The 20,127-nt window shown below is 65.5% G+C and carries 17 protein-coding genes; 11 read left to right on the top strand and 6 right to left on the bottom strand.

Annotated elements, in window-relative coordinates:
* On the top strand, nucleotides 1-2,202 hold a 2,202-nt coding region (locus K7G82_RS25355; RefSeq protein WP_222992744.1), incomplete at its 5' end, for a DUF7507 domain-containing protein.
* Between the two features lie 13 nt (nucleotides 2,203-2,215).
* Entirely contained in the window at nucleotides 2,216-3,061 is an 846-nt protein-coding gene (locus tag K7G82_RS25350; RefSeq protein WP_222992743.1) for a tetratricopeptide repeat protein, read from the top strand.
* 113 nt (nucleotides 3,062-3,174) lie between these two features.
* Here the strand turns inward: K7G82_RS25350 and K7G82_RS25345 are convergent, their stop codons facing one another.
* On the bottom strand, nucleotides 3,175-3,390 hold the full coding sequence (locus tag K7G82_RS25345; protein WP_222992742.1) for a hypothetical protein: 216 nt from the start codon (nucleotides 3,388-3,390) through the stop codon (nucleotides 3,175-3,177).
* Here K7G82_RS25345 and K7G82_RS25340 point away from each other — a divergent pair.
* A complete protein-coding gene (locus tag K7G82_RS25340; RefSeq protein ID WP_222992741.1) occupies nucleotides 3,389-4,054 on the top strand; it encodes an SDR family oxidoreductase in 666 nt (221 codons plus the stop codon). The two genes, K7G82_RS25345 and K7G82_RS25340, sit on opposite strands and share 2 nt — an antisense overlap.
* A 34-nt stretch (nucleotides 4,055-4,088) precedes the next feature.
* Here the strand turns inward: K7G82_RS25340 and K7G82_RS25335 are convergent, their stop codons facing one another.
* Nucleotides 4,089-5,159, bottom strand: a complete 1,071-nt coding sequence (locus tag K7G82_RS25335; protein ID WP_222992740.1) for an AraC family transcriptional regulator — start codon at nucleotides 5,157-5,159, stop codon at nucleotides 4,089-4,091.
* A 162-nt stretch (nucleotides 5,160-5,321) separates the two neighbouring features.
* On the opposite strand from K7G82_RS25335, the gene K7G82_RS25330 reads away from it, so the two are divergent.
* The 5 genes from K7G82_RS25330 to K7G82_RS25310 all read left to right on the top strand — a co-directional run bounded on the left by K7G82_RS25330 (nucleotide 5,322) and on the right by K7G82_RS25310 (nucleotide 14,783).
* On the top strand, nucleotides 5,322-7,982 hold the full coding sequence (locus tag K7G82_RS25330; protein ID WP_222992739.1) for a TonB-dependent receptor plug domain-containing protein: 2,661 nt from the start codon (nucleotides 5,322-5,324) through the stop codon (nucleotides 7,980-7,982).
* An 81-nt stretch (nucleotides 7,983-8,063) separates the two neighbouring features.
* Nucleotides 8,064-10,121 (top strand): acetoacetate--CoA ligase, encoded by a 2,058-nt coding sequence (locus K7G82_RS25325; RefSeq protein WP_246623850.1) that lies wholly within the window; start codon nucleotides 8,064-8,066, stop codon nucleotides 10,119-10,121.
* Nucleotides 10,118-11,419, top strand: coding sequence for a spinster family MFS transporter (locus K7G82_RS25320; RefSeq protein ID WP_343228645.1), 1,302 nt, complete (start codon nucleotides 10,118-10,120; stop codon nucleotides 11,417-11,419). The genes K7G82_RS25325 and K7G82_RS25320 overlap by 4 nt, the downstream gene beginning before the upstream one ends.
* A 2-nt stretch (nucleotides 11,420-11,421) precedes the next feature.
* Nucleotides 11,422-13,077 carry a carboxylesterase/lipase family protein gene (locus K7G82_RS25315; protein WP_222992737.1) on the top strand — a complete coding sequence of 552 codons (1,656 nt, stop codon included), beginning with the start codon at nucleotides 11,422-11,424 and terminating at the stop codon, nucleotides 13,075-13,077.
* 104 nt (nucleotides 13,078-13,181) lie between these two features.
* Nucleotides 13,182-14,783 carry a tannase/feruloyl esterase family alpha/beta hydrolase gene (locus tag K7G82_RS25310; RefSeq protein WP_246623849.1) on the top strand — a complete coding sequence of 534 codons (1,602 nt, stop codon included), beginning with the start codon at nucleotides 13,182-13,184 and terminating at the stop codon, nucleotides 14,781-14,783.
* A gap of 39 nt (nucleotides 14,784-14,822) precedes the next feature.
* Here the strand turns inward: K7G82_RS25310 and K7G82_RS25305 are convergent, their stop codons facing one another.
* Nucleotides 14,823-16,430: an acyl-CoA synthetase gene (locus tag K7G82_RS25305; RefSeq protein ID WP_222992735.1), complete on the bottom strand. Its 1,608-nt coding sequence runs from the start codon at nucleotides 16,428-16,430 to the stop codon at nucleotides 14,823-14,825.
* A gap of 67 nt (nucleotides 16,431-16,497) precedes the next feature.
* Here K7G82_RS25305 and K7G82_RS25300 point away from each other — a divergent pair, with 67 nt between their 5' ends.
* Both K7G82_RS25300 and K7G82_RS25295 read left to right on the top strand, forming a co-directional pair.
* Nucleotides 16,498-17,355 carry an SDR family oxidoreductase gene (locus K7G82_RS25300; protein ID WP_222992734.1) on the top strand — a complete coding sequence of 286 codons (858 nt, stop codon included), beginning with the start codon at nucleotides 16,498-16,500 and terminating at the stop codon, nucleotides 17,353-17,355.
* A 91-nt stretch (nucleotides 17,356-17,446) separates the two neighbouring features.
* Nucleotides 17,447-18,121: a TetR/AcrR family transcriptional regulator gene (locus K7G82_RS25295; protein WP_222992733.1), complete on the top strand. Its 675-nt coding sequence runs from the start codon at nucleotides 17,447-17,449 to the stop codon at nucleotides 18,119-18,121.
* Between the two features lie 28 nt (nucleotides 18,122-18,149).
* Here the strand turns inward: K7G82_RS25295 and K7G82_RS25290 are convergent, their stop codons facing one another.
* The 3 genes from K7G82_RS25290 to K7G82_RS25280 are packed head-to-tail and all read right to left on the bottom strand — an operon-like array spanning nucleotide 18,150 to nucleotide 19,795.
* Complete coding sequence (locus tag K7G82_RS25290) at nucleotides 18,150-18,545, bottom strand: MaoC family dehydratase (protein WP_222992732.1); 396 nt, start codon at nucleotides 18,543-18,545, stop codon at nucleotides 18,150-18,152.
* The gene (locus K7G82_RS25285) at nucleotides 18,542-18,997 is read right to left on the bottom strand and encodes a hypothetical protein (protein WP_222992731.1); all 456 of its coding nucleotides are present in this window, start codon (nucleotides 18,995-18,997) and stop codon (nucleotides 18,542-18,544) included. Before K7G82_RS25285 ends, K7G82_RS25290 begins: the two co-directional genes overlap by 4 nt.
* A 27-nt stretch (nucleotides 18,998-19,024) precedes the next feature.
* Entirely contained in the window at nucleotides 19,025-19,795 is a 771-nt protein-coding gene (locus K7G82_RS25280; RefSeq protein WP_246623848.1) for an SDR family oxidoreductase, read from the bottom strand.
* Between the two features lie 35 nt (nucleotides 19,796-19,830).
* On the opposite strand from K7G82_RS25280, the gene K7G82_RS25275 reads away from it, so the two are divergent.
* On the top strand, nucleotides 19,831-20,118 hold the full coding sequence (locus tag K7G82_RS25275) for a hypothetical protein (RefSeq protein WP_222992730.1): 288 nt from the start codon (nucleotides 19,831-19,833) through the stop codon (nucleotides 20,116-20,118).
* Nucleotides 20,119-20,127 lie beyond the last annotated feature (9 nt).

The raw sequence follows: 20,127 nt of genomic DNA, 5'->3' as shown, positions 1-20,127 counted from the left end.
GTCGACGTCACCAATGCCGACCAGACCAAGAGCGACAAGGCCGACAAGGCGGGCGATGTCATCAATTACCACATCACCGTCGCCAACACCGGCAACATCACGCTGACCGGCGTGACCGTCACCGATCCGGCGGCCGATGCGAACAGCATCCAGCGGATCATTCCCGTCCAGCCCTCGGTGCTCGACGACGGCGACAATCTGCTCGAGGTCGATGAGATCTGGACCTATTCGGCGACGCACACCGTCACCCAGGCCGAGCTCGACGCCAAGGGCAATGGTGAGGGCGTGTTCGTCAACACCGCGACGGCCGACAGCACCGAAAGCCCGCCCGACAGCGACGATGCCGAGACGCCTTTGGTCTATGATCCGAAGCTGGCGATCGAGAAGGATTTCGTCGACGTCACCAATGCCGACCAGACCAAGAGCGACAAGGCCGACAAGGCCGGCGATGTCATCAATTACCACATCACCGTCGCCAATACCGGCAACATCACGCTGACGGGTGTGACAGTGACCGATCCGGCGGCCGATGCGAACAGCATGCAGCGGATCATTCCCGTCCAGCCCTCGGCGCTCGACGATGGCGACAATCTGCTCGAGGTCGACGAGATCTGGACCTATTCGGCGACGCACACCGTCACTCAGGCCGAACTCGACGCCAAGGGCAATGGTGAGGGCGTGTTCGTCAACACCGCGACCGCCGACAGCACCGAAAGCCCGCCCGATAGCGACGATGCCGAGACGCCTTTGGTCTATGATCCGAAGCTGGCGATCGAGAAGGACTTTGTCGACGTCACCAATGCCGACCAGACCAAGAGCGACAAGGCCGACAAGGCGGGCGATGTCATCAATTACCACATCACCGTCGCCAACACCGGCAACATCACGCTGACCGGCGTGACCGTCACCGATCCGGCGGCCGACGCGAACAGCATCCAGCGGATCATTCCCGTCCAGCCCTCGGCGCTCGACGATGGCGACAATCTGCTCGAGGTCGATGAGATCTGGACCTATTCGGCGACGCACACCGTCACCCAGGCCGAACTCGACGCCAAGGGCAATGGTGAAGGCGTGTTCGTCAACACCGCGACGGCCGACAGCACCGAAAGCCCGCCCGATAGCGACGATGCCGAGACGCCACTGGTCTACAACGCCAAGGTCGATCTGGAAAAATATGTCTCGGTCGATGGCGGTGTCACCTTCACCGACGAGGATAATCCGACCGGCCCGACCACCAGCCTCAACGCGCCGGTGATCTTCCGCATCACCGTCGCGAACACCGGCAATGTCACGCTGACGAGCATCGTGCTCGCCGATACCAAATATGATCTGGCGGGCGCGCCCCTTTATCTGGATGCGGACAAGGACAGCGTGCTCGACGCGAACGAAACCACCGTCGTCAGCTCGCTCGCGCCTGGCGAGCAGGGCATCCTGCTCTATACATTGCCCTATGAGACCGGCCAGCATGTCAATGTCGCGTCGGTGACCACCGGGCAGGGCGCGACCGATTCGGATGCCGCGCATTATTTCGGGCTGGTCAATGACGGCCCCGGCGTGCGGACACCGGGTTTCTGGTCCAATCTCGGCTTCGGCTTCTGGGATGGCAAGGCGGGGCTGCCCAAACAGGCCGGCCAGCCGGGCTTCGCCGATCACGAACTGCTTTACGCGGTCGATTCGAACCGCAACGGGTCGATCGGCGCCGGCGATCAGGCCGGGCTGCTGCTCGGCGATTTCGACGGGAACGGGCTGACCAATGGCGGCGAGGATACGATCTTCATCCCGCTGGCGCTGGCCCAGCAACTGATCGACGCATCGCAGAAGGATCAGGGGGACGGTCGCTGGATGCTTGGCCGCGACGCGGTCGCGACCTGGCTCAACTATCTGGCCGGCAACAATATCGGCGAGGCGAACGACCCGAACAGCCCCAAGGCGCTGCTTCAGGACGCGGTCGACTGGTTCCAGACCTATGCGGATGCCAATCACGACAATATCATGGATCTGGCGAAGGCGAACGCGATCAAGACCAACGACGCGCGCTGGAACATGCCGGGGGATGGTGGCTATGGCGCCTATGTTTCGGCGGCATCGATGCACAATCAGCTCGATGCCTATAACAACACCGGCAGCACCTCGCCTGGGCATGACTATGCCGGCGATGCCGACAGCGCGACATTCCTCTTCGCGCTGGCGAATATCGTCTAGCCTGGCCGCGGCATTGCTGGCGACCTGCGCGACCGGTTTCGCGCAGGTCGCCGAGCGGCCGGCCGATGCCTGGGCGGAGCTCAACGCACAGGTGCAGCAGGCCTATCGCGACGCGCAATATCAGCGGGGGGCCGAGCTCGGCGCGGAAGCGCTCGCGCTCGCCGAGCAGCGCTTCGGCTCGCAGGATACGCGCACGATCATGTCGGCGAACAACCTGGCGCTCAACTATGACGCATTGGGGCGGCTCGATGCGGCGGAGCCGTTGTTCAGGCGCGCGCTCGCCTCGCACGAGCGCGTGTACGGCCCCGATCATCCATTGACATTGGTGTCGCTCACCAATCTCGCCGGGCTCTATCAGCTTCGCGGGCGTTTCGACGAGGCGGAGGTGATGCTCCGGCATGTCGTCGATGCCCGTGTGCGCCAGTTCGGCGAGGGCGGTGCCGATGCCGTGCGTGCGCGTCACAATCTGGAGTCGCTGCTGCGTGCGCGGGCTGCCGCTTCGGTTCGGTTGTTTGCCGTCGAACCGGTGGCGGAGACTCCGGACCCGTCACTTGCCGCGCTGGCCGTGGTCGATCTGTCCGGGATCGTCTTTGCCGGCGATGGTGCGCCGGCCCGTTTCCGGGGCATGACATCGATCCTGCCGATCGCTTCGCGAAGCAACCGGTCGGGCGGCGAACATGAAGCCGGATTTGCCGGGTATCGACCGAAACCGCCGGCGAGCGCCGGCGCGCTGCCGCGGAGTCCGGACGTGCCGCTTCATTCGGTCGACAGCGCGGCTCCGGTTCCCGTGCTGATCGTTGATCCGGTGGCGTTCAGCTTTGGCGATGAGGAGGGGGCGGAGGGGCGGCCGCGCCCCTGAATGCGGTCGATCGGCCAGGGGCGCCGCAATCCGCTCCCGATATTCGGGATCGCATCTTCGTGCGAAGGGAGGGGCAGCCGTACACCGCTCCGGCTGTCGGTGGAGTGGTGCGGCTATGAAAGAGCGGATTGTGGCATGTCGCGAAATCCCCTGGCGCCGCGCCACAGGAGCAGCGTGCCCAGGACTGCGGAGATCAACGTCACGATCGCGAGCGACTCGCCCACCCGTGCAGGATCGGCGAAGACATAGTCGGTCATCAGCGCGACGGCGGTGGGCCCGACGCCCAGGCCGATGACGGTGATGGTGAGAATATAGAGCGAAGACGCCATGCCGCGCATCACCGGCTGGGGGCAGAGCGGGCCGCTGGCGAACGATGTGGGGCATGACATCAACTATCTCGGGCTTACCGGCGTGTTGGCCGCGATCGGATCGCCCGGCATGCCGCCACCGCCGCCGCTCAATCTGATCGGTGATTATGCGGGCGGCACGATGTTCCTGATCGCCGGTGTGCTCGCGGCGCTCCATTCGGCGCGCGCAACGGGCAGCGGGCAGGTGGTGGATGCGGCCATGACCGATGGCGTCGCGGCGTTGAGCGCCATGTTCCACGCCTTTCGCGGCAGCGGAGGGTGGAGCGATGCGCGCCAGGACAATCTGCTCGATGGCGGCCGGCCCTATTATCGCTGCTATGTCTGTGCGGACGGCCGGCATGTCGCGGTGGGCGCGATCGAGCCGAATTTCCATGCCGCGCTGCTCAAGGGGCTGGGCCTCGATCCGGATATGCACCGGCAGGGCGATCCGGCGACCGGCGCGATCTTCGAGCACCTGTTCCTTGCCCGCACGCGCGACGAGTGGGTCGCGCATTTTGCGGGATCGGATGCATGCATCACGCCCGAGGATGTCGCGGGCGCGGTGATCTTCCTGTCCAGCCGGGCCGGCGCCTATGTCACCGGTGCCGAACTCGTGCTTGACGGCGGCCTGACCGGCTGCGCCTGACCATCGGCGGCGTTTCCGGTCCGATGCGAACCGTTTATCCCGCACGGATCTCGCTGATGGTCTGGCCGGTCCATCGTCGGATCGCGCGGCGCAGGTTCGCGCTGTCGCTGAAACCCACTTTCCAGGCCACGTCGTCGACGCTCATGCGCGTCGTCTGCAGATATTCGATCGCCAGCTTGCGACGGACGTCGTCGACGATCTCGCCATAGCTGGTGTCCTCGGCCGAAAGGCGGCGGCGCAGAGTGCGTTCCTGCAGGCCGAGTTGTTCGGCGATCGCCGTCATCGACGGAAAATGGTTCGGCGCGAGCAGCAGGAGCTGGTAGACTTCGCCGGACAGACCCGAGGAAATCCGCGACTGTCCGATCAGCCGGTCGCATGTCTCCTCCAGCATCGTCCGTGTGAGCCGGTTGCCCAGCGCCGGCGTCTGATCGAGGATCCCGATCGGGAAGTGGAGCTCGTTGGCCTGCTGTGCGTACAGGCATGGGCAGGAGAGTTCGCGCGCATCCTCCGCGGAATGGGCGTCCTCGGCCAGCGCGAACAGCGCGCGCACCGGCAGATTGTCCGCCCCGGCCGTGTCGCGGATGTGCGTGTACGTCATCTTCATCTGCTGGCGGACGAGAAAGGTGCGCACGTCGCTGCTCATCACGTCGCGATAGATTTCGTGGAACCGCCATATCGCCACATCCCCCTCCGTCCGCCAGCCCAGGCGCACCGTGGGGGTGGCGAGCGGCTGGTAGCGCACCGCGAAATCGAAAAAGTCGCGCATGGTGGGCGAACACATCAGCGCATATCCGTACATGCCGTACGCCGACAGGTGGAGACGCGAGCCGATCGCGAACGCATCGCTGAACTGGGCGCCGGCGGACACGATATTCTCGCACGCGATCAGATATTGCCCGATCGAGGTCAGCGTATGCGGATCGCGCACTTCGGACAGCGTCAGCCCGGTGCGGTCGAGCACGGTCTCGGGCGCGATCCCGCGGCTCGCCACGGTGTCGATGACGGTCGCCAGCTTGAACGGCGCGAAGAGGCGCTGGTTGAGCGAAGGAAATCCCGCGCGCGTATTGCGGTTCGCCGTTCCGCCCCGTTCGTCGTCGACCGCCATGATCCCCGTCCCCGGACACCGGATGTCCGCTAAAGACACATCAATGTCCGCTGATGCTCTTACGAACCGCTCTGGCAAACCATAAACAGGATATCAAGCCGGCACAGCCCGGCAGCGGAGGCATCCGCCGCCGAGAAGGCGTAGCCAGGGGAGAGGAACATCATGTCGATCACAACCATAGTCGCGGGCATTCTCACGGGACACCGTGCGCGCATGCTGTGCGGATCCGCGATTGCGGCCGCGATGCTGGGCGTGCCTGCCGCCGTTCATGCCCAGGCCGCCGACACCGGCGCACAGGCGGAAGGTGATGGCGCGGACGCCGACAAGGAGATCGTCGTCACCGGCACCAGCATCCGCGGCATCCCGCCGACGGGATCGGGCCTGATCAGCGTGTCGCGCGACGATGCCAAGCTGATCGGCGCGGCCAGCACGCCGGAACTGCTCGCGACCGTGCCCCAGCTCAACAGCTTCAACACCGCGCCGCGCACCAGCAATGGCGGGCTCGGCTCCTTCGCCCCCGGGCTTCGCGGCCTGCCGCCCAGCGCGACGCTGCCGCTGATGAACGGACATCGCCTGATCTCGGGCAGCACGCAGCAGACCAATCCCGACTATCCGTTCCTTCCCGAACTCGCGATCGAGCGCGTCGAGATCGTCGCGGACGGCGCGTCCGCGATCTATGGATCGGACGCTGTCGCGGGCGTGGTCAACTTCATCACCCGCAAGCGCGTCTCGGGGTTCGAGGCGAATGTCCGCTACGGCTTCGCGGACGATTATCATGCCTTCAACGCGGGCGGCATCTTCGGTCACGACTGGGGCAGCGGATCGTTCGTCGCGGCCTATCAATATTCCGAGAACAGCAACATCACGGGCGCCGACCGCCGTTACCGCTCGCTCGATTTCCGTGCGGCGGGCGGCGTCGACACACGGTCGACGGTGTGCCCGGACGCGAACGTCAATCTTTTCGCCGGCACGATCTACGCCGCGCCCAGCCTGGCCCCCGGCATCAACACCTGCGACCCGCGCGGCCCGGTCGATCTTGTTCCCACCAACCGGACGCACAGCGCGTTCGTCTCCGCGCGGCAGGATCTGTCGTCGGGTGTCACCCTGTGGGGCGATCTGCTTTATTCGGACCGCAAGGATGTGGTCCAGGCGGCGCTTCCCGGACAGAGCCTGATCCTGCTGACCCCGGCCAACCCCTTCTTCCGCGCGCCTCCGGGGACGGGCGCACTGTTCGAATTCGTCGATTTCCGGCCCGACAGGCTGGTGGGCGCGGATCATTTCGACCAGAGCTTCCGCGTCCGCGCCGGCAATGCGACGGCCGGGATCGACGTCGCGTTGCCCGGCGATTTCAAGGCCAGCCTGTTCGGCACCTATAACTGGTCGCGCAACGACACCTTCCAGCCCGGCATCAACACCACGGCCCTGTCGACCGCCGCCGCCGGCACCACGACCGCGACGGCGCTCGATCCTTTCGGAACCGGGACCAGTCCGGCGGTCGTCGCGGCCATCCTGGACAACCCGACCGACTTCACCAATCGCCAGCGGACCTGGATCGCCGCCGGGAAGGTGGACGGATCGCTGGCCGATCTGCCGGGCGGGGCGGTCAAGGTCGCGCTCGGCGCCGAATATCGCCGCGAAACCTATATGCAGCGCGGGTCGAGCGGCGGCGTGGGCTTTCCAGAGGATCTGAAGCGGAGCGTCCAGTCGCTGTACGCCGAACTCTTCGTGCCGCTCTTCGGCGCGGACAATGCCGCGCCGATGTTCCACAGCCTGGCTCTCTCGCTGTCGGGCCGATACGATCATTACAGCGATTTCGGATCGACGACCAATCCGAAGGTCGGCATCACCTGGGAACCTGTTCAGGGCATCAACCTGCGCGGCAGCTATGGCCGATCGTTCCGCGCGCCGGGCCTGCGCGATCTTGGTTCGACCGTCGGTTCCTATTATGCCGCGGCGGCGCTGGTCGACGCGTTCGGCGCCCGCGATCCCCTGCGCGGCGCGACACAGGTGAACACGATCCTGCTGTTCGGCGGCAATCAGAATCTGAAGCCCGAAAAGGCACGAACCTTCTCGCTCGGCGTCGATCTTCGTCCGCAATTCGCGCCCGGATTCAGTGCCGGGGCGACATTCTACGACATCAAATATGACGATGTGATCGGAACGCCGTCGGGCCTGGGCGCATTGATCTTCACCGATCCGACCTTTGCGTCGCTGGTGGTCCGCAACCCGAGCGCCGCACAGGTCAGTTCGGCGATCGCGGACACGGTACCGTTCTTCTACACCTTTGCGGCGGTGCCGACGATCGGCAACATCCTGGACCTGCGCCAGGGCAATTTCGGCATCCGCAAGACCAACGGCATCGACTTCGATGTGCGTTATCGCAGCACGACCGGTTTCGGCAGCGTGTTCGGCGGCATCGCCGGTAACTATATCCTGAAATACCGGACGCAATTGTCGCCGACATCGGCAGTCAGCAATTCGCTGGAAGCCGGCATTCCGCGGACGACCTTGCGGACCACGCTGGGATTGACCGCCGGGCCGGTGACGTTCGTCAACTTCGTCAATCACCGCAGCGGGGTCACCGCCCCCTTCGCGACCCCGACCGGAACGAGCGTCTACAAGGCGAAGAGCTACACGACCGTCGATCTGCGCCTGTCGGTCAGGCTGCCGGACACCGGTTTCGCGAAGGGGTCGGAACTGGCGCTGCAGATCAACGATCTTTTCAACGCCACGCCGCCCTATTTCCCGGGCACGGACGGCATCGGCGGAACCTACAACGCGATCGGCCGCTACGCGGCGATGAGCCTTCGCACCGCCTTTTGACGGTGCGAAGGCGTTCGAAAAAGTCATGGGATGTGCGGCAAGAACCCTCCTCCCTATCGAAGAAGCAGGGTTTTTCGTTCGATGAGTGATGCCGGCAACAGCGTGATCGTTTCCGGTCCCGTTCCCCAGGTCCGCCTGTTCACCGAGTGGCTTCGCACCGATCGCGGGGTGGATTTCACGGACTATGAGGATCTGCGCCGCTGGTCGGTGACGGATCTGGACGGGTTCTGGCGCGCCGTCTGGGATTATGGCCGGATCGAATCCCCGACGCCGTTCTCCGCCGTACTGAGCGGGGGCGACATGCCTGAGGCGCGCTGGTTCGAAGGCGCGGAGGTCAATTACGCGCGGCATATATTCAGCCACGCCGCCGCCGCCGACGCCGCGGGTCAGCCGGCGATCGTCGCCGAGAACGAGCGGGGCGAAAGCATTGAACTGAGCTGGGCCGAGCTACGGCGCCAGGCGGCCTCGCTGGCGATCGAGCTGCGGCGGGGCGGTATCACGCGGGGGGACCGGGTCGCGGCCTATCTTCCCAATATCCCCGCGGCCGTGGTCGGGTTGCTCGCCTGCGCCAGCCTGGGCGCGATCTGGACGCTGTGTTCGCCCGAAATGGGCAGCAACGCCGTGCTCGATCGTCTGCGGCAGATCAGGCCGAAGGCGCTGATCGCGGTCGATGGCGTCTGCTACGCGGGCAAGGCGATCGATCGCAGCGCCGCCATCTCCGAGATCCGGGACCGGCTTTCCGACATCGACCTGTTCCTCGTCATCGCCAGCGGTTTCGGCAAGGGTGACGTGCCGGGTGCGAGCCCGTTCGAAGAGGCTGTCGCGCGCGACGATGCGGCGGTCGCGGCGTTCGAGCCCGAGTGGCTGCCCTTCGACCATCCGCTATGGATCCTCTATTCCAGCGGGACCACCGGCCTGCCCAAGCCGATCGTGCATGGCCATGGCGGGGTGCTGCTCGCGACCTGCGCGGGGCAGCTTCATTTCGATCTGGGGCCGAGCTACGCTCCGAACAATTTCGGCGATCGCTTCCACTGGTACAGCGCGACGGGCTGGGTGATGTGGAACATCCAGGTCGGCGGACTGCTGAGCGGCACGACCATCTGCCTGTTCGACGGATCACCCAGTGGCCCCAGGACCGATCCGGACTGGAGCCGGCTCTGGGATTTCGCGGCGCGGACGCGGACGACCTGGTTCGGTGCCGGCGCGGCCTTTTTCGCCAGTTGCCAGAAGGCCGGGCTGGATCTGCCCCGGATCGGCGGGCTCGCGCATATCCGCGCACTCGGCAGCACCGGATCGCCGCTGCCGCCCGACGTCCAGCGCTGGGGCACCGCGCAGTTCGCGACGATGGGCCGGCCGGATATCTGGTGGTGCAATGTCAGCGGCGGCACCGAAATCGCCGCCGCCTTCATGGCCGGCAATCCCGAACTGCCCGACACGCCCGGGCGGCTGCAATGCCGTCATCTCGGCGCGGCGATCGAGGCCTGGGACGAGCGGGGCGAGCCGGTGATCGGCGAGGTCGGCGAACTGGTCTGCACGCGCCCCTTTCCCAGCATGCCGCTCTATTTCTGGGGGGACGAGGATGGCAGCCGCTATCGCGACGCCTATTTCGCGGAATGGCCGGGAATCTGGCGTCACGGCGACTGGCTGACGATCGGTGCCGATGGCGGCTGTACGATTTCGGGCCGCAGCGACGCGACCATCAACCGGCACGGCCTGCGCATGGGGACGGCGGAGATCTATTCGGCGGTCGAACGGCTTGCCGCCATCGCCGACACCATGATCATCGACGTCGAGCGCGCGCACGGCGACAGCCAGTTGATCATGTTCGTCGTGCCCGCCGAAGGGCACAGGCTGGATGCGGCGATGGAGGCCGAGGTGGCTGGCGCAATCCGCGCCAGCCTGTCGCCACGTTTCGTGCCCGACCGGCTGATCGCCGCGCCGGGCATTCCCCGCACGCTTTCGGGCAAGAAGCAGGAATTGCCGATCAAGCGGCTGTTCGCGGGATGGCCGGTCGCGAAAGTGATCAACCCCGACGCGACCGCCACGCCGGAGGTCCTGCCCTGGTATATCGACCGGGCACGGATCTGGCAGGATGACGATGCGGCAACCATGGGGCCAGGCGCGGGAGGGGCATTGTGAAAACGGGTGGCATCGGCGCCGGCGAGCGCACATCCGGCAATCGCGGCCTGGTGCTCGGCATGCTGTGCTTCGTCTATGTGCTGAACTTTCTCGATCGCCAGCTCGTTTCGATCCTGGCCAAACCGATCCAGGACGGACTGCAGATCACCGACAGCCAGCTTGGCCGCATCACCGGCTTCTATTTCGCGCTCTTCTACTGCTTCATCGCGATCCCGGTCGGCTGGCTGGCGGACCGGACGAGCCGCGTGAAGGTGCTTTCAATCGCCTGCGGCTTGTGGAGCGCCGCGACGGCCGCCTGCGGCATGGCCGGAAACTATGGCCAGTTGGTGGTTGCGCGCATGGCGGTGGGCGTCGGCGAAGCGGGTGGCGTGCCGCCATCCTATGCGATCATCTCCGACACCTTTCCGCGCGAACAGCGCGGCACGGCGATGGGAATCTTCAATCTCGGCCCGCCGCTCGGCTCCGCGCTGGGCGTCGCATTCGGCGCATCGCTCGCCGCCGCCTATGACTGGCGCGTGCCATTCTATGTCGTCGGCGCGATCGGCGTGCTCACCGCGGTGCTTGTGTACATGATCGTCCCAGAGCCCGAGCGTGGCCGGTTCGACCCGGCTCCTGTTTCGTCGGCTGATCCGGAACGCGACGAAAGCTTCGGACAGGCGATCCGTGGCTTTTTCGGCAACAGGATCCTGGCGGTCGCGGCCTTGGCCAGCGGTGCCGCCAATTTCATCACCTATGGCCTCAGCAACTTCGCCACCCTGTTCCTGATGCGCGAGAAGGGTATGGCGCTGGAGCAGGTCGCGATCTGGTATGCGCTGGCCGTCGGCATCGGCATGGGGGCAGGGATCTTCGTCTCCGGCCGCCTCATCGATCGCTTCGGTGTCGGGAACAAGGCCGCCTACGCCACCATTCCAGCGCTCTCGCTTGTGCTCGCCTTGCCCTTCTTCCTGGGCTTCGTCGCCGCGGATCGCTGGGAGGTGGCGCTCATATTGCTGTGCGTGCCGCTGTTCCTCAATTCCGTCTTCCTCCCCGCGACGGTCACGTTCGTCCAGGGCGAGGTCGATCCGAGGGCGCGGGTGATTTCCGGCGCATTGCTGCTGCTCGTGATGAACCTGATCGGGCTTGGCCTGGGGCCGACATTCGTCGGCATGGCGAGCGACTTCTTCCGTCCGTATCATGGAGAGCACGCCCTGCAGATGGGCCTCTATGCGCTCGCGCCCATGTATCTCATCGCGGCGCTGCTGTTCATGTGGCTTGCCCGGCTGATCAAACGCGCGTCTTCCAGCCCGGAGCGGAGCTGATCATGAAAATACCGGTTCGTGCGTTGATCGGCTTTGTCGGCCTGGCCCTGTCCACGGCGGTTCCTGCCGGCACGGGTGAGCGGAGCGCGGCGCAAGATCCGGTGGTCGATGCGCCCGCCGGATCGGTGCGGGGCGTGATCGAGGACAATGCCCGCAAGTTCCGCGCGATCCCCTATGCGAAGCCGCCGCTCGGCGCGCTGCGCTGGCGAGCGCCGCAACCCTTGCCGCGCTGGGCGGGGATCAGGGCTGCGCAAAGCCGGGGCGCCGCCTGCATTCAGCCGCCAATGGCGCAGGGCCCCTATGATCGCGGCGCGATCGACATGAGCGAGGATTGCCTGACGCTCGACGTGACGGCCCCTGAAAATGCCCGGAACGCTCCGGTGATGATATGGATTCATGGCGGCACCCTGATCTGGGGCAGTGCCCAGTCGGCCATGTATGATGGCCGTGAGTTCGCGAAACGCGGCATCATCCTCGTTTCGATAAACTATCGGCTCGGCGTGCTCGGTTATCTGGCGCATCCCGAGCTCGGCAGGGAAACGGCGGAGGGCGTTTCCGGCAATTACGGCCTGCAGGACCAGATCGCGGCGCTGCAATGGGTCCGGCGCAATATCAGGGCATTCGGGGGCGACCCGCATAATGTGACGATCTTCGGCGAGTCCGCGGGTGCGCTCAGCGTCGAATATCTCATGGCGTCGCCGCACGCGCGTGGACTGTTCGGCAAGGCCGTCGCGCAGAGCGGCTATATGTTCACCATGCCGGAGCTGCGGAACGCGCGTTATGGCGAGCAATCCGCCGAGGCGATCGGCGTAGCGCTTGCCGGCAAATTGGGCGCGAAATCGATCGCGGACTTGCGTGCAATGGATGCGCGCAAACTGAGCGTTGCATCCGCCATGGCCGGCTTCCTGCCTTATGGCACGATCGACGGGCATATTCTGAAGCGCCAGCTCGTCGACACGTTCGATCGCGGCGAGCAGGCACCGGTACCGCTGATCGCGGGCCTCAACAGTGGTGAAACCCGCAGCCTGCGCCAGCTCCTGCCGCCGCTGCCGGCCAGTGCGGATGCCTACACCGCCGATATCCGGGCGCGCTATGGCGATGCGTCGGATGCCTATCTGCGGCTCTATCCCGCCACGGACCCGGAACAGGCACGGCTCGATGCGAGCCGCGACGGCATATATTCCTGGGCGATGGAACGACTGGCCCGCGCCCAGGCAAGGCTTGGCCAGCCATCCTATCTCTATCTGTTCAGCCACAGCTATCCCAGTGCCGATGAAGCGGGCCTGACCGGCTTTCACGCGTCGGAGGTTCCGTTCATATTCGGGAATTTCCAGGCCACGCCGCCCAATTGGCCCAGAATTCCCGATGATGCGGGCCAGCGGCGGATCGCCGACGCGATGCTCGATTACTGGACGAGCTTCGCCCGCACCGGCCGTCCCATTGCGCAAGGGGCATCCGAGTGGTTGCCATTCGGCACCGACAATGCGTTCATGCGCTTCGAAGGCGGGCCGCGCATGGCGCAGAAGTTCATGCCGGGTGTTTTCGACCTGCACGAACGGATCATGTGCCGGCGTCGCGCGAGCGGCGCCCAGTCGTGGGATTGGCGCGTCGGCGCCTATGCTCCGGTGCTGCCCGTGGCAGGAAAGGGATGCGCATGAGGTCCGTAGCCCGGTTGATGGCGCTTTGGTGCATGACGGGACAGTCGGATTCGCCGAGACGATCCATGCGTCGGAGGCGGGCTGTCGTCGTGGCGGCGGCTTTGATGGCGGCGCCGGCCGTGCCGCCTCCGGCGGTCGCGGCGCTGGTTCGGGCACCGGCGCCGGAGGCGATGGCCGCACGTTGCGAGGCGCTCGGAAAATTACGACTTCCCGACACAAGCATCGTGAGTGCGGCGCTTGTTCCCGCCAAGGCCGCCGAGACGACGGTCGTGGGGGAGGCGCCGGGCTATCGCAGTTTCTGCCGCGTCGTCGCGCGCGTGCGTTCGGCGCCCGGCTCCGATGTCGGCGTGGAGATCTGGTTGCCCGTGGAAGGGTGGGCCGGCGTCTTCCACGGCAACGGCAATGGCGGCTTCGCCGGCATTCTCGCCTCCGGCTATTCGGGCATGGCCGATGGGTTGCGACGCGGATTCGCCACCGCGACGACCGACACCGGCACCGCACCGGCAACCCCGCTGGAGGGAGACGCCCTGATCGGACAGCCGCGCAAGTGGCGGGACTGGGCCCGCCTGTCGACGCATGCGATGACCGTCACCGGCAAGGCCATCACCAGGGCCTTTTATGGCCGGGATGCGAAGCGTGCCTATTACACCGGTTGTTCGACGGGCGGTCAGCAGGGCCTGATAGAAGCGCTGTATTACCCGGCCGATTATGACGGCATCCTCGTGGGTGCTCCGGTCATCAACCGGACATGGGGCCATGCGGCGGTGCTCTGGGATTATGCGGCCGCGCATCGCACGCCGGCCAGCCTGCTTTCGGCCGGCAAGCTCAAACTGCTGAACAAGGCCGCCATCGCGACCTGCTGGCGCCAGGGGCATGGACTGGCCGGGGATCCGTTCGTTTCGGATCCGATGAGCTGCCAGTTCGATCCCGGCCTGCTGCAATGCAAGGGTACCGTATCCGACAATTGCCTGACCGAAGGCGAGGTCGCGACCGCGCGCGCATTCTACTCGGGGCCGACGAGCCGTGACGGCAGGCCGCGCTATTTCGGCTGGCTGCCGGGAAGCGAAATGCCGGACACCTTCGGCTGGTCGTTCCTGCAGACGCCGATCAACGGCCAGCCACCCTTCGGGGGACTTTTCAAATGGGTCTTCGGTGCCGATTGGGACTGGAAGCGCTTCGATTTCGATCGTGACATGCCCGAGGTCCAGGCGCGCCTGGACGGGATCGTGAACGATGCGACGCGCGGCAGCCTTCAGGGGTTCGTCGCGCGCGGGGGCAAGCTGATCATCTATCACGGCCTGGCCGATACGCTGGTGGCGCCCGGGCAGTCGGTGGCCTTTTACGAGCGGCAGGCCGCGCAACTCGGTGGTGCCGGCAAGCTCGAGGACAATGCGCGCCTGTTCCTGGCGCCGGGTATGATGCATTGCGGTGGCGGCGCGGGCCCCGATGCTTTCAACGCGACGCTCGGCATTCCGCCGCGTCCGCCGGTGGACGATGCAGAGCATGACATCTTCTCGGCCCTGATCGCGTGGACCGACACAGGGGCTGCGCCCGACCGCATCATCACGACGAAATTCTCAGGCGAAGACAAGAGCGCGATCGAAATGCAGCGGCCGATCTGTCCCTATCCCGCGAAAGCGGTCTATCGCGGATCGGGGGCCACGCGGTCCGCCGGCAATTTCACATGCGCCCGATCGGTGCGCTGAGGCCCCGCCCCGGCAATCGGATGGCGGGCGCCGCGATCGTCACGCGGATTTGCCGTCCCATCCCGAAAATCGCTGACGAAGCTCGCTCTTCAGGATCTTTCCGGCGGCGGACAAGGGCAGTTGGTCGACAAGCGTCATCGAACGCGGAATCTTGTAGCCGGCTAGCGTTTTGCGGCAATGGGCCTGGACACTGGCGAGATCGATGGCCTGGCCCGGTCGCGCAATGACGACGGCATGTACCCGCTCACCCCATGTTTCGTCCGATGCCGCGATGACTGCCGACATCGCGATGTCCGGATGGCCGGCAAGCGCCGCTTCCACTTCGGCGGAATAGACATTCTCGCCGCCCGAGACGATCATGTCCTTCAATCGATCGACGATGGTGACATAGCCGGCCGCGTCCAACCGGCCGATGTCGCCGGTATGCAGCCACCCGTCGCGTATCGCTGACGCCGTTTCCTCGGGGCGTCCCCAATAGCCGGCCATCACGGTGGGCCCGCGCGCGACGATCTCGCCGGCCTCCCCGCGGGGCACCTCATTGCCCTCCGCGTCGACGATCCTGACTTCCAGCACCGCGATGGGGCGCCCGGCCGATCGGCCCCGGCCGTCGGCGAATGCTTCCGGGCCATGGTCGGCGGGGCCGAGCATGCAGCAGGTCGGCGACAGCTCGGTGATGCCATAGGCCTGCAGGAAACATGCTTGCGGCAGCGCCGCGACCAGCCGATCCATCAGCGCTTCGTCCATCGGCGCGGCGCCGTAGCGGACAAGACGCAGGCTCGACATGTCATGCCCGGCAAAGGCCGGGTGGTCGATCACCATGCGCAGCATCGTGGGCACCAGAAAGGCATCGCTGACGCCATGGGTCTCGACCGCCGCGAGCACGGCGGCCGGCTCGAAGGCGGGCAACAAGACGCAGCTTTTGCCGGCGAGCAGCGCGAAGAGCAGTCCGCCCATGCCCCCGATATGGAAAAGCGGCGCGGCATGGAGGAACATGTCGCCGGGTGTCGCGCCGGGAAAGGCGAGCGTCGCCAGCAATGATGTCATGATGCCGCGATGCGTGAGCATGACGCCTTTGGGCCGCCCGGTCGTGCCGCCCGTATAGAGAATGGCCGCCAGATCATCACCCGCGCGCAACGCGTCCGGAATGGCGGGCGCATCGTCGAGCCATGCGCTACGGGGCGTCAGGTCGGCAGCACCCTCTTCGCCCAGGCTCAGCACATGCCGCAGATCGGGCGCGTGCTTGCGGATATCCGGTACGAGCGCGGCGAAAGCGGGATCGACAATCAGGATCTCCGTGCCGCAGTCGATCAGGGAAAAGCCGATCTCCGCGGCGGACCAGCGCGTGTTGACCGGATTGAGCACACCACCCGCCCACCAGGTGCCGTAAAGATAGTGGACATAGGGAATGCCGCTGGGCGCGAGCAGCGCAACCCTGTCACCGGCCGCGAGCCCCAGGCGCCGCAGCGCGCCGGCGAAGCGCGCCGCATGATCCGCAAGCTCTGCCCAGCTTTCGCGTGCGCCGTCCGCGATCAGCGCGGTGCTGTCGGGCGATTGTCGTTTCAGCCGGTGCAGGGTCTGGGTGAGATACATGCCGTCCGCTCCCTTGATCGCTTGCGCCGCGCTCGCGAAATTTCTTGTCTTGTCCATGCTTGTAATCTACCGATTGGTCGAAAACAATATTCTTGAAGCGCAATTGACGAAGGAAGTGGCGGGAATGGCCGATCTGTGCGGCAAGACGCTGTTCATCACGGGCGCGAGCCGTGGGATCGGCCTGGCCATTGCCCTGCGTGCGGCGCGGGAAGGCGCGAATATCGTGATCGCGGCAAAGTCTTCCGTGCCGCGTCCGGGCATCAGCGGTACGATCTTCACGGCGGCCGACGCGATCGAACGAGCCGGCGGCAAGGCGTTGCCGATCGCCGTCGATATCCGTGACGGGGATGCTATCGACGCTGCGGTCGAAAAAGCGGTAGCGCATTTCGGAGGCGTCGATATCTGCGTCAACAATGCGTCGGCGATCAATCTTGGCGGCACGCTCGCGGTCAACGCGAAAAGTCATGATCTGATGCATCAGATCAATGCGCGCGGCACCTATCTTGTATCCCGGGCCTGTCTGCCGCATCTGCTGCGGTCGGCCAATCCGCACGTCCTTGCGCTTTCGCCCCCGCCGCACATGCGGCCGCACTGGTTCGGCCGCTTTCCCGCTTATGCGCTGTCGAAGTTCGGCATGAGCATCTACATGATGGCGATGGCCGAGGAGTTCCGCGCGCAGGGCGTCGCCTTCAACGGTCTGTGGCCGCGAACGGCGATCGCGACCGCCGCGCTCGGCATGGGCGGCGAGCAATCCGCGGGCATCGTCGCGCGCAGGCCCGAGATCATGGCCGAAGCCGCCTGTACGATCTTCAAGCGCGACGCGCGCGCATGCACGGGGCGTTTCTTCCTCGACGACGAAGTGCTCTGGGAGGCCGGCCATCGCGATTTCGACGCCTATCAGGATGTGCCCGGCATGCCGCTGACGCTGGACCTGTTCGTCGACCGCGATGCATGGACGCCGCCCGGGGTCGCCATCGCGTGACCGCAGGCCCCCCACCCGGCACTTCCGCTGGAAATGCCCATGGCCGCGCGATAGGTTGCGCAGGCGTCCTGCCGATGCACAAGGAAGACAAATGAGAGCCAGATCGCGGACGCTGCCAGGCAATGATGCGGCACATGTGCCGGCCGCAATCGAAAATGCGCCTCGCCAGAGCGCGAAGGCGCGGAAACGCTGGGCGGACATATTGCGCGTCACCACCGAATTGTTCAATCGGCGTGGATTCTTCGCCACCTCCATGCAGGATATCAGCGATGCGGTGGGGATCCGGAAAGCCAGTCTTTATTATTATGTCGATTCCAAGGAGGAGTTGCTGTTCGAGATCCTGAAGGATCTTCATCTCGGCGGCATCGCGCTGGCGGAAAGCGTGAACTTCAGCACCACCGATCCGCTTGGCGAACTGCGCGCCTTTCTCGTCCAGCTCTGCATCTACACCGGTAAACATGCCGATCGGCTTGCGATCTATTCCCGCGATTTCGACTATCTCGATCAAAGCCAGCAGAACGCCATTCTCGCCGAACGACGCATCTATTACGACACGCTCGTCCGCCTGATCGAGCTCGCGGTGCGGCAGGGCCAGGTGCCCGCATCCTTCGATATCCCGACAATCGGCCAGGTCGTGATGCGGGGCGTGGTTTCGATCTCGCAATGGTACAGCCCCGGCGGGCCGCTGCCGATCGAGCAGATCGCGGTCCAGTCGGCCGGCATCATGGTGCAAGGGCTGGCCTGTTACGATCGGTCTGCGGGCTGAACCAAGCGAGGCCGGGCATTCGGCATGGTCAGGGCCGCGCGCGCTTCCGCACGCTGGCGTTCGCGCTGACGGCGCGGCCCCCGCCATCGACATCGAGCCAGATCTCGCAGCGCACGCCGGTCTCGCCGACTTCGATCACATGTCCGCCGGCGACGCAGCGGTCGCCTGCGAAGACGTTGCCGTTGAAGCGCGTTTCCAGCGTAACGATGTCCATCTCCGGAAAATTGAGCGACAACAGGTTGATGAGATAGGCGAGATTGGCGGGCCCCTGATTGATGGGGCGATCGCCGAGGCCCGCCGCCCTGACCGCCTCCGCGTCGAGATGGATCGGATTGGGGTCGGCGAGAAACACCGACCATTCCCGCATCGCGCCAGGCGAAACGGCCTCCACGACAAAGGGGGTCAGCAATGTACCGGGCGTCATGTCCGTGCCTTTCGCGGGAAGATCCAGCTGTTGGTCACTTCGGCGACGGACGTTTCGCCGTCGAGCAGCGCCAGCCGATAGTCGGCGACATCCATCGTGCCGAGCTTGCGGCTTTGCTTGCGGGTGATGCTCAGGATCTCGCCGCGCACCCAATAGGGCGTCTCCACCCTGAGCGGGGTATGGAACGTCACGATCGAGCCCACGATCATGGGCCCATCCGCGACGTCGAAATCGAACAATGCGCAGAACTCGGCGACCGAATGCTTCATGCCGAGCTGCGTTGCGATGAAGTGGTAGATGGGGTGTGCGGTGCCGTCGCCCGCCGGTTCGATCCCGGTCGAGCGGCACAGGGCGGCATTCTCGTCCGCCTTGATCACATAGGGTTCGGCGCCGTCGAGGACGATGCCGCGAACCTCCGGCGGAGGCGGAATATCGTCTTGTGTCGCGTTCATCCGGATTCTGTCTCCAAGTCGCGGGGCTCAGCTGCAACCCTCGATGCCGCCGTCGAGCGAAAGGCCGGCGCCGGTGACATAGGCGCCTGCCGGGCTGGCCAGGAAGACGATCGCCCCGGCGATGTCCGCGGGCCGGCCGAGGCGCCGCATCGGGATATGGGCTTCCAGCGCCGCATCGGGGGAATCGCGCAGATGCGCGGTCATCGCCGTCGGAAAATAGCCCGGGTGCAGCGTGTTCACATTGATGTGCCGGTCGACCAGGTCTCGCGCCAGTTGCCGCCCGAGATGGTGGATCGCCGCCTTGCTGGCGGCGTAGCTATAGGCGGAAAGGCCGGTGGTCCGAAGCCCGGCGATCGATCCGATATTGATGACGCGCGCCGGGTCGGCGGCGGTGGCGGACGCAATCAGTTCCGGCATGAACTCCTGCACCATGCGGAACGGCGCCTGGACGTTGACCGCCATCACGCCCGGCCATGCCTTGTCGGGAAAATCGTCGAACGGCGCCCCCCAGGTCCGGCCGGCATTGTTCACCAATATATGGAGGCTCTGCTCGCCCGACTGACGGAAAGCCGCGCCGAGCGCCGCGATGCCCTCAGGCGAACCGGCATCGCCCGGCAGCGCCGTGCAGCCCGTTCCGATCTCCAGGGCGGCGGTCCGGCAGTCCTCCTCCTTGCGGGCGGTGATGAACACATTCGCGCCCGCGCCGATCAATCCCTGCGCGATCATGCGGCCCAAGCCGCGTGCACCGCCGGTGACCAGGGCGTTTCTTCCGGCAAGCGAGAAGAGTGAATCGATCATGCAGCTTCCGTCTGGCGAGAGGGGCGGGCGTCGCGATGGTTTTCAACAAAAACATACAAACGGTAGATTATGGTAAGGTGGTCTGCTTCCCTTGCATGGATGCGCGGTCAATGGCCGAGCACGGCGCTGGCAGGGGCAGCAGCCGTCACCCGATCGGTGTAGCCGGTCCACAACAACAGCCGGAAAATCGGGATATGCAGCGTGCCGCCATCTTCGCCTCCTCAACCTGCCGCCAGCGCTCGCCGATGCGCTTTACGATGACGGTTGACCTAAACCCGCAGCGCTGGCAGGTCAATTATAATCAACCAATCGGTCGAAAATGATTCCCTGGG

The organism is Sphingomonas colocasiae (assembly GCF_019880585.1).
In the GTDB taxonomy this organism is placed as follows: Bacteria; Pseudomonadota; Alphaproteobacteria; order Sphingomonadales; family Sphingomonadaceae; genus Sphingobium_A; species Sphingobium_A colocasiae.
This window is presented reverse-complemented; position numbering and strand designations above follow the sequence as displayed.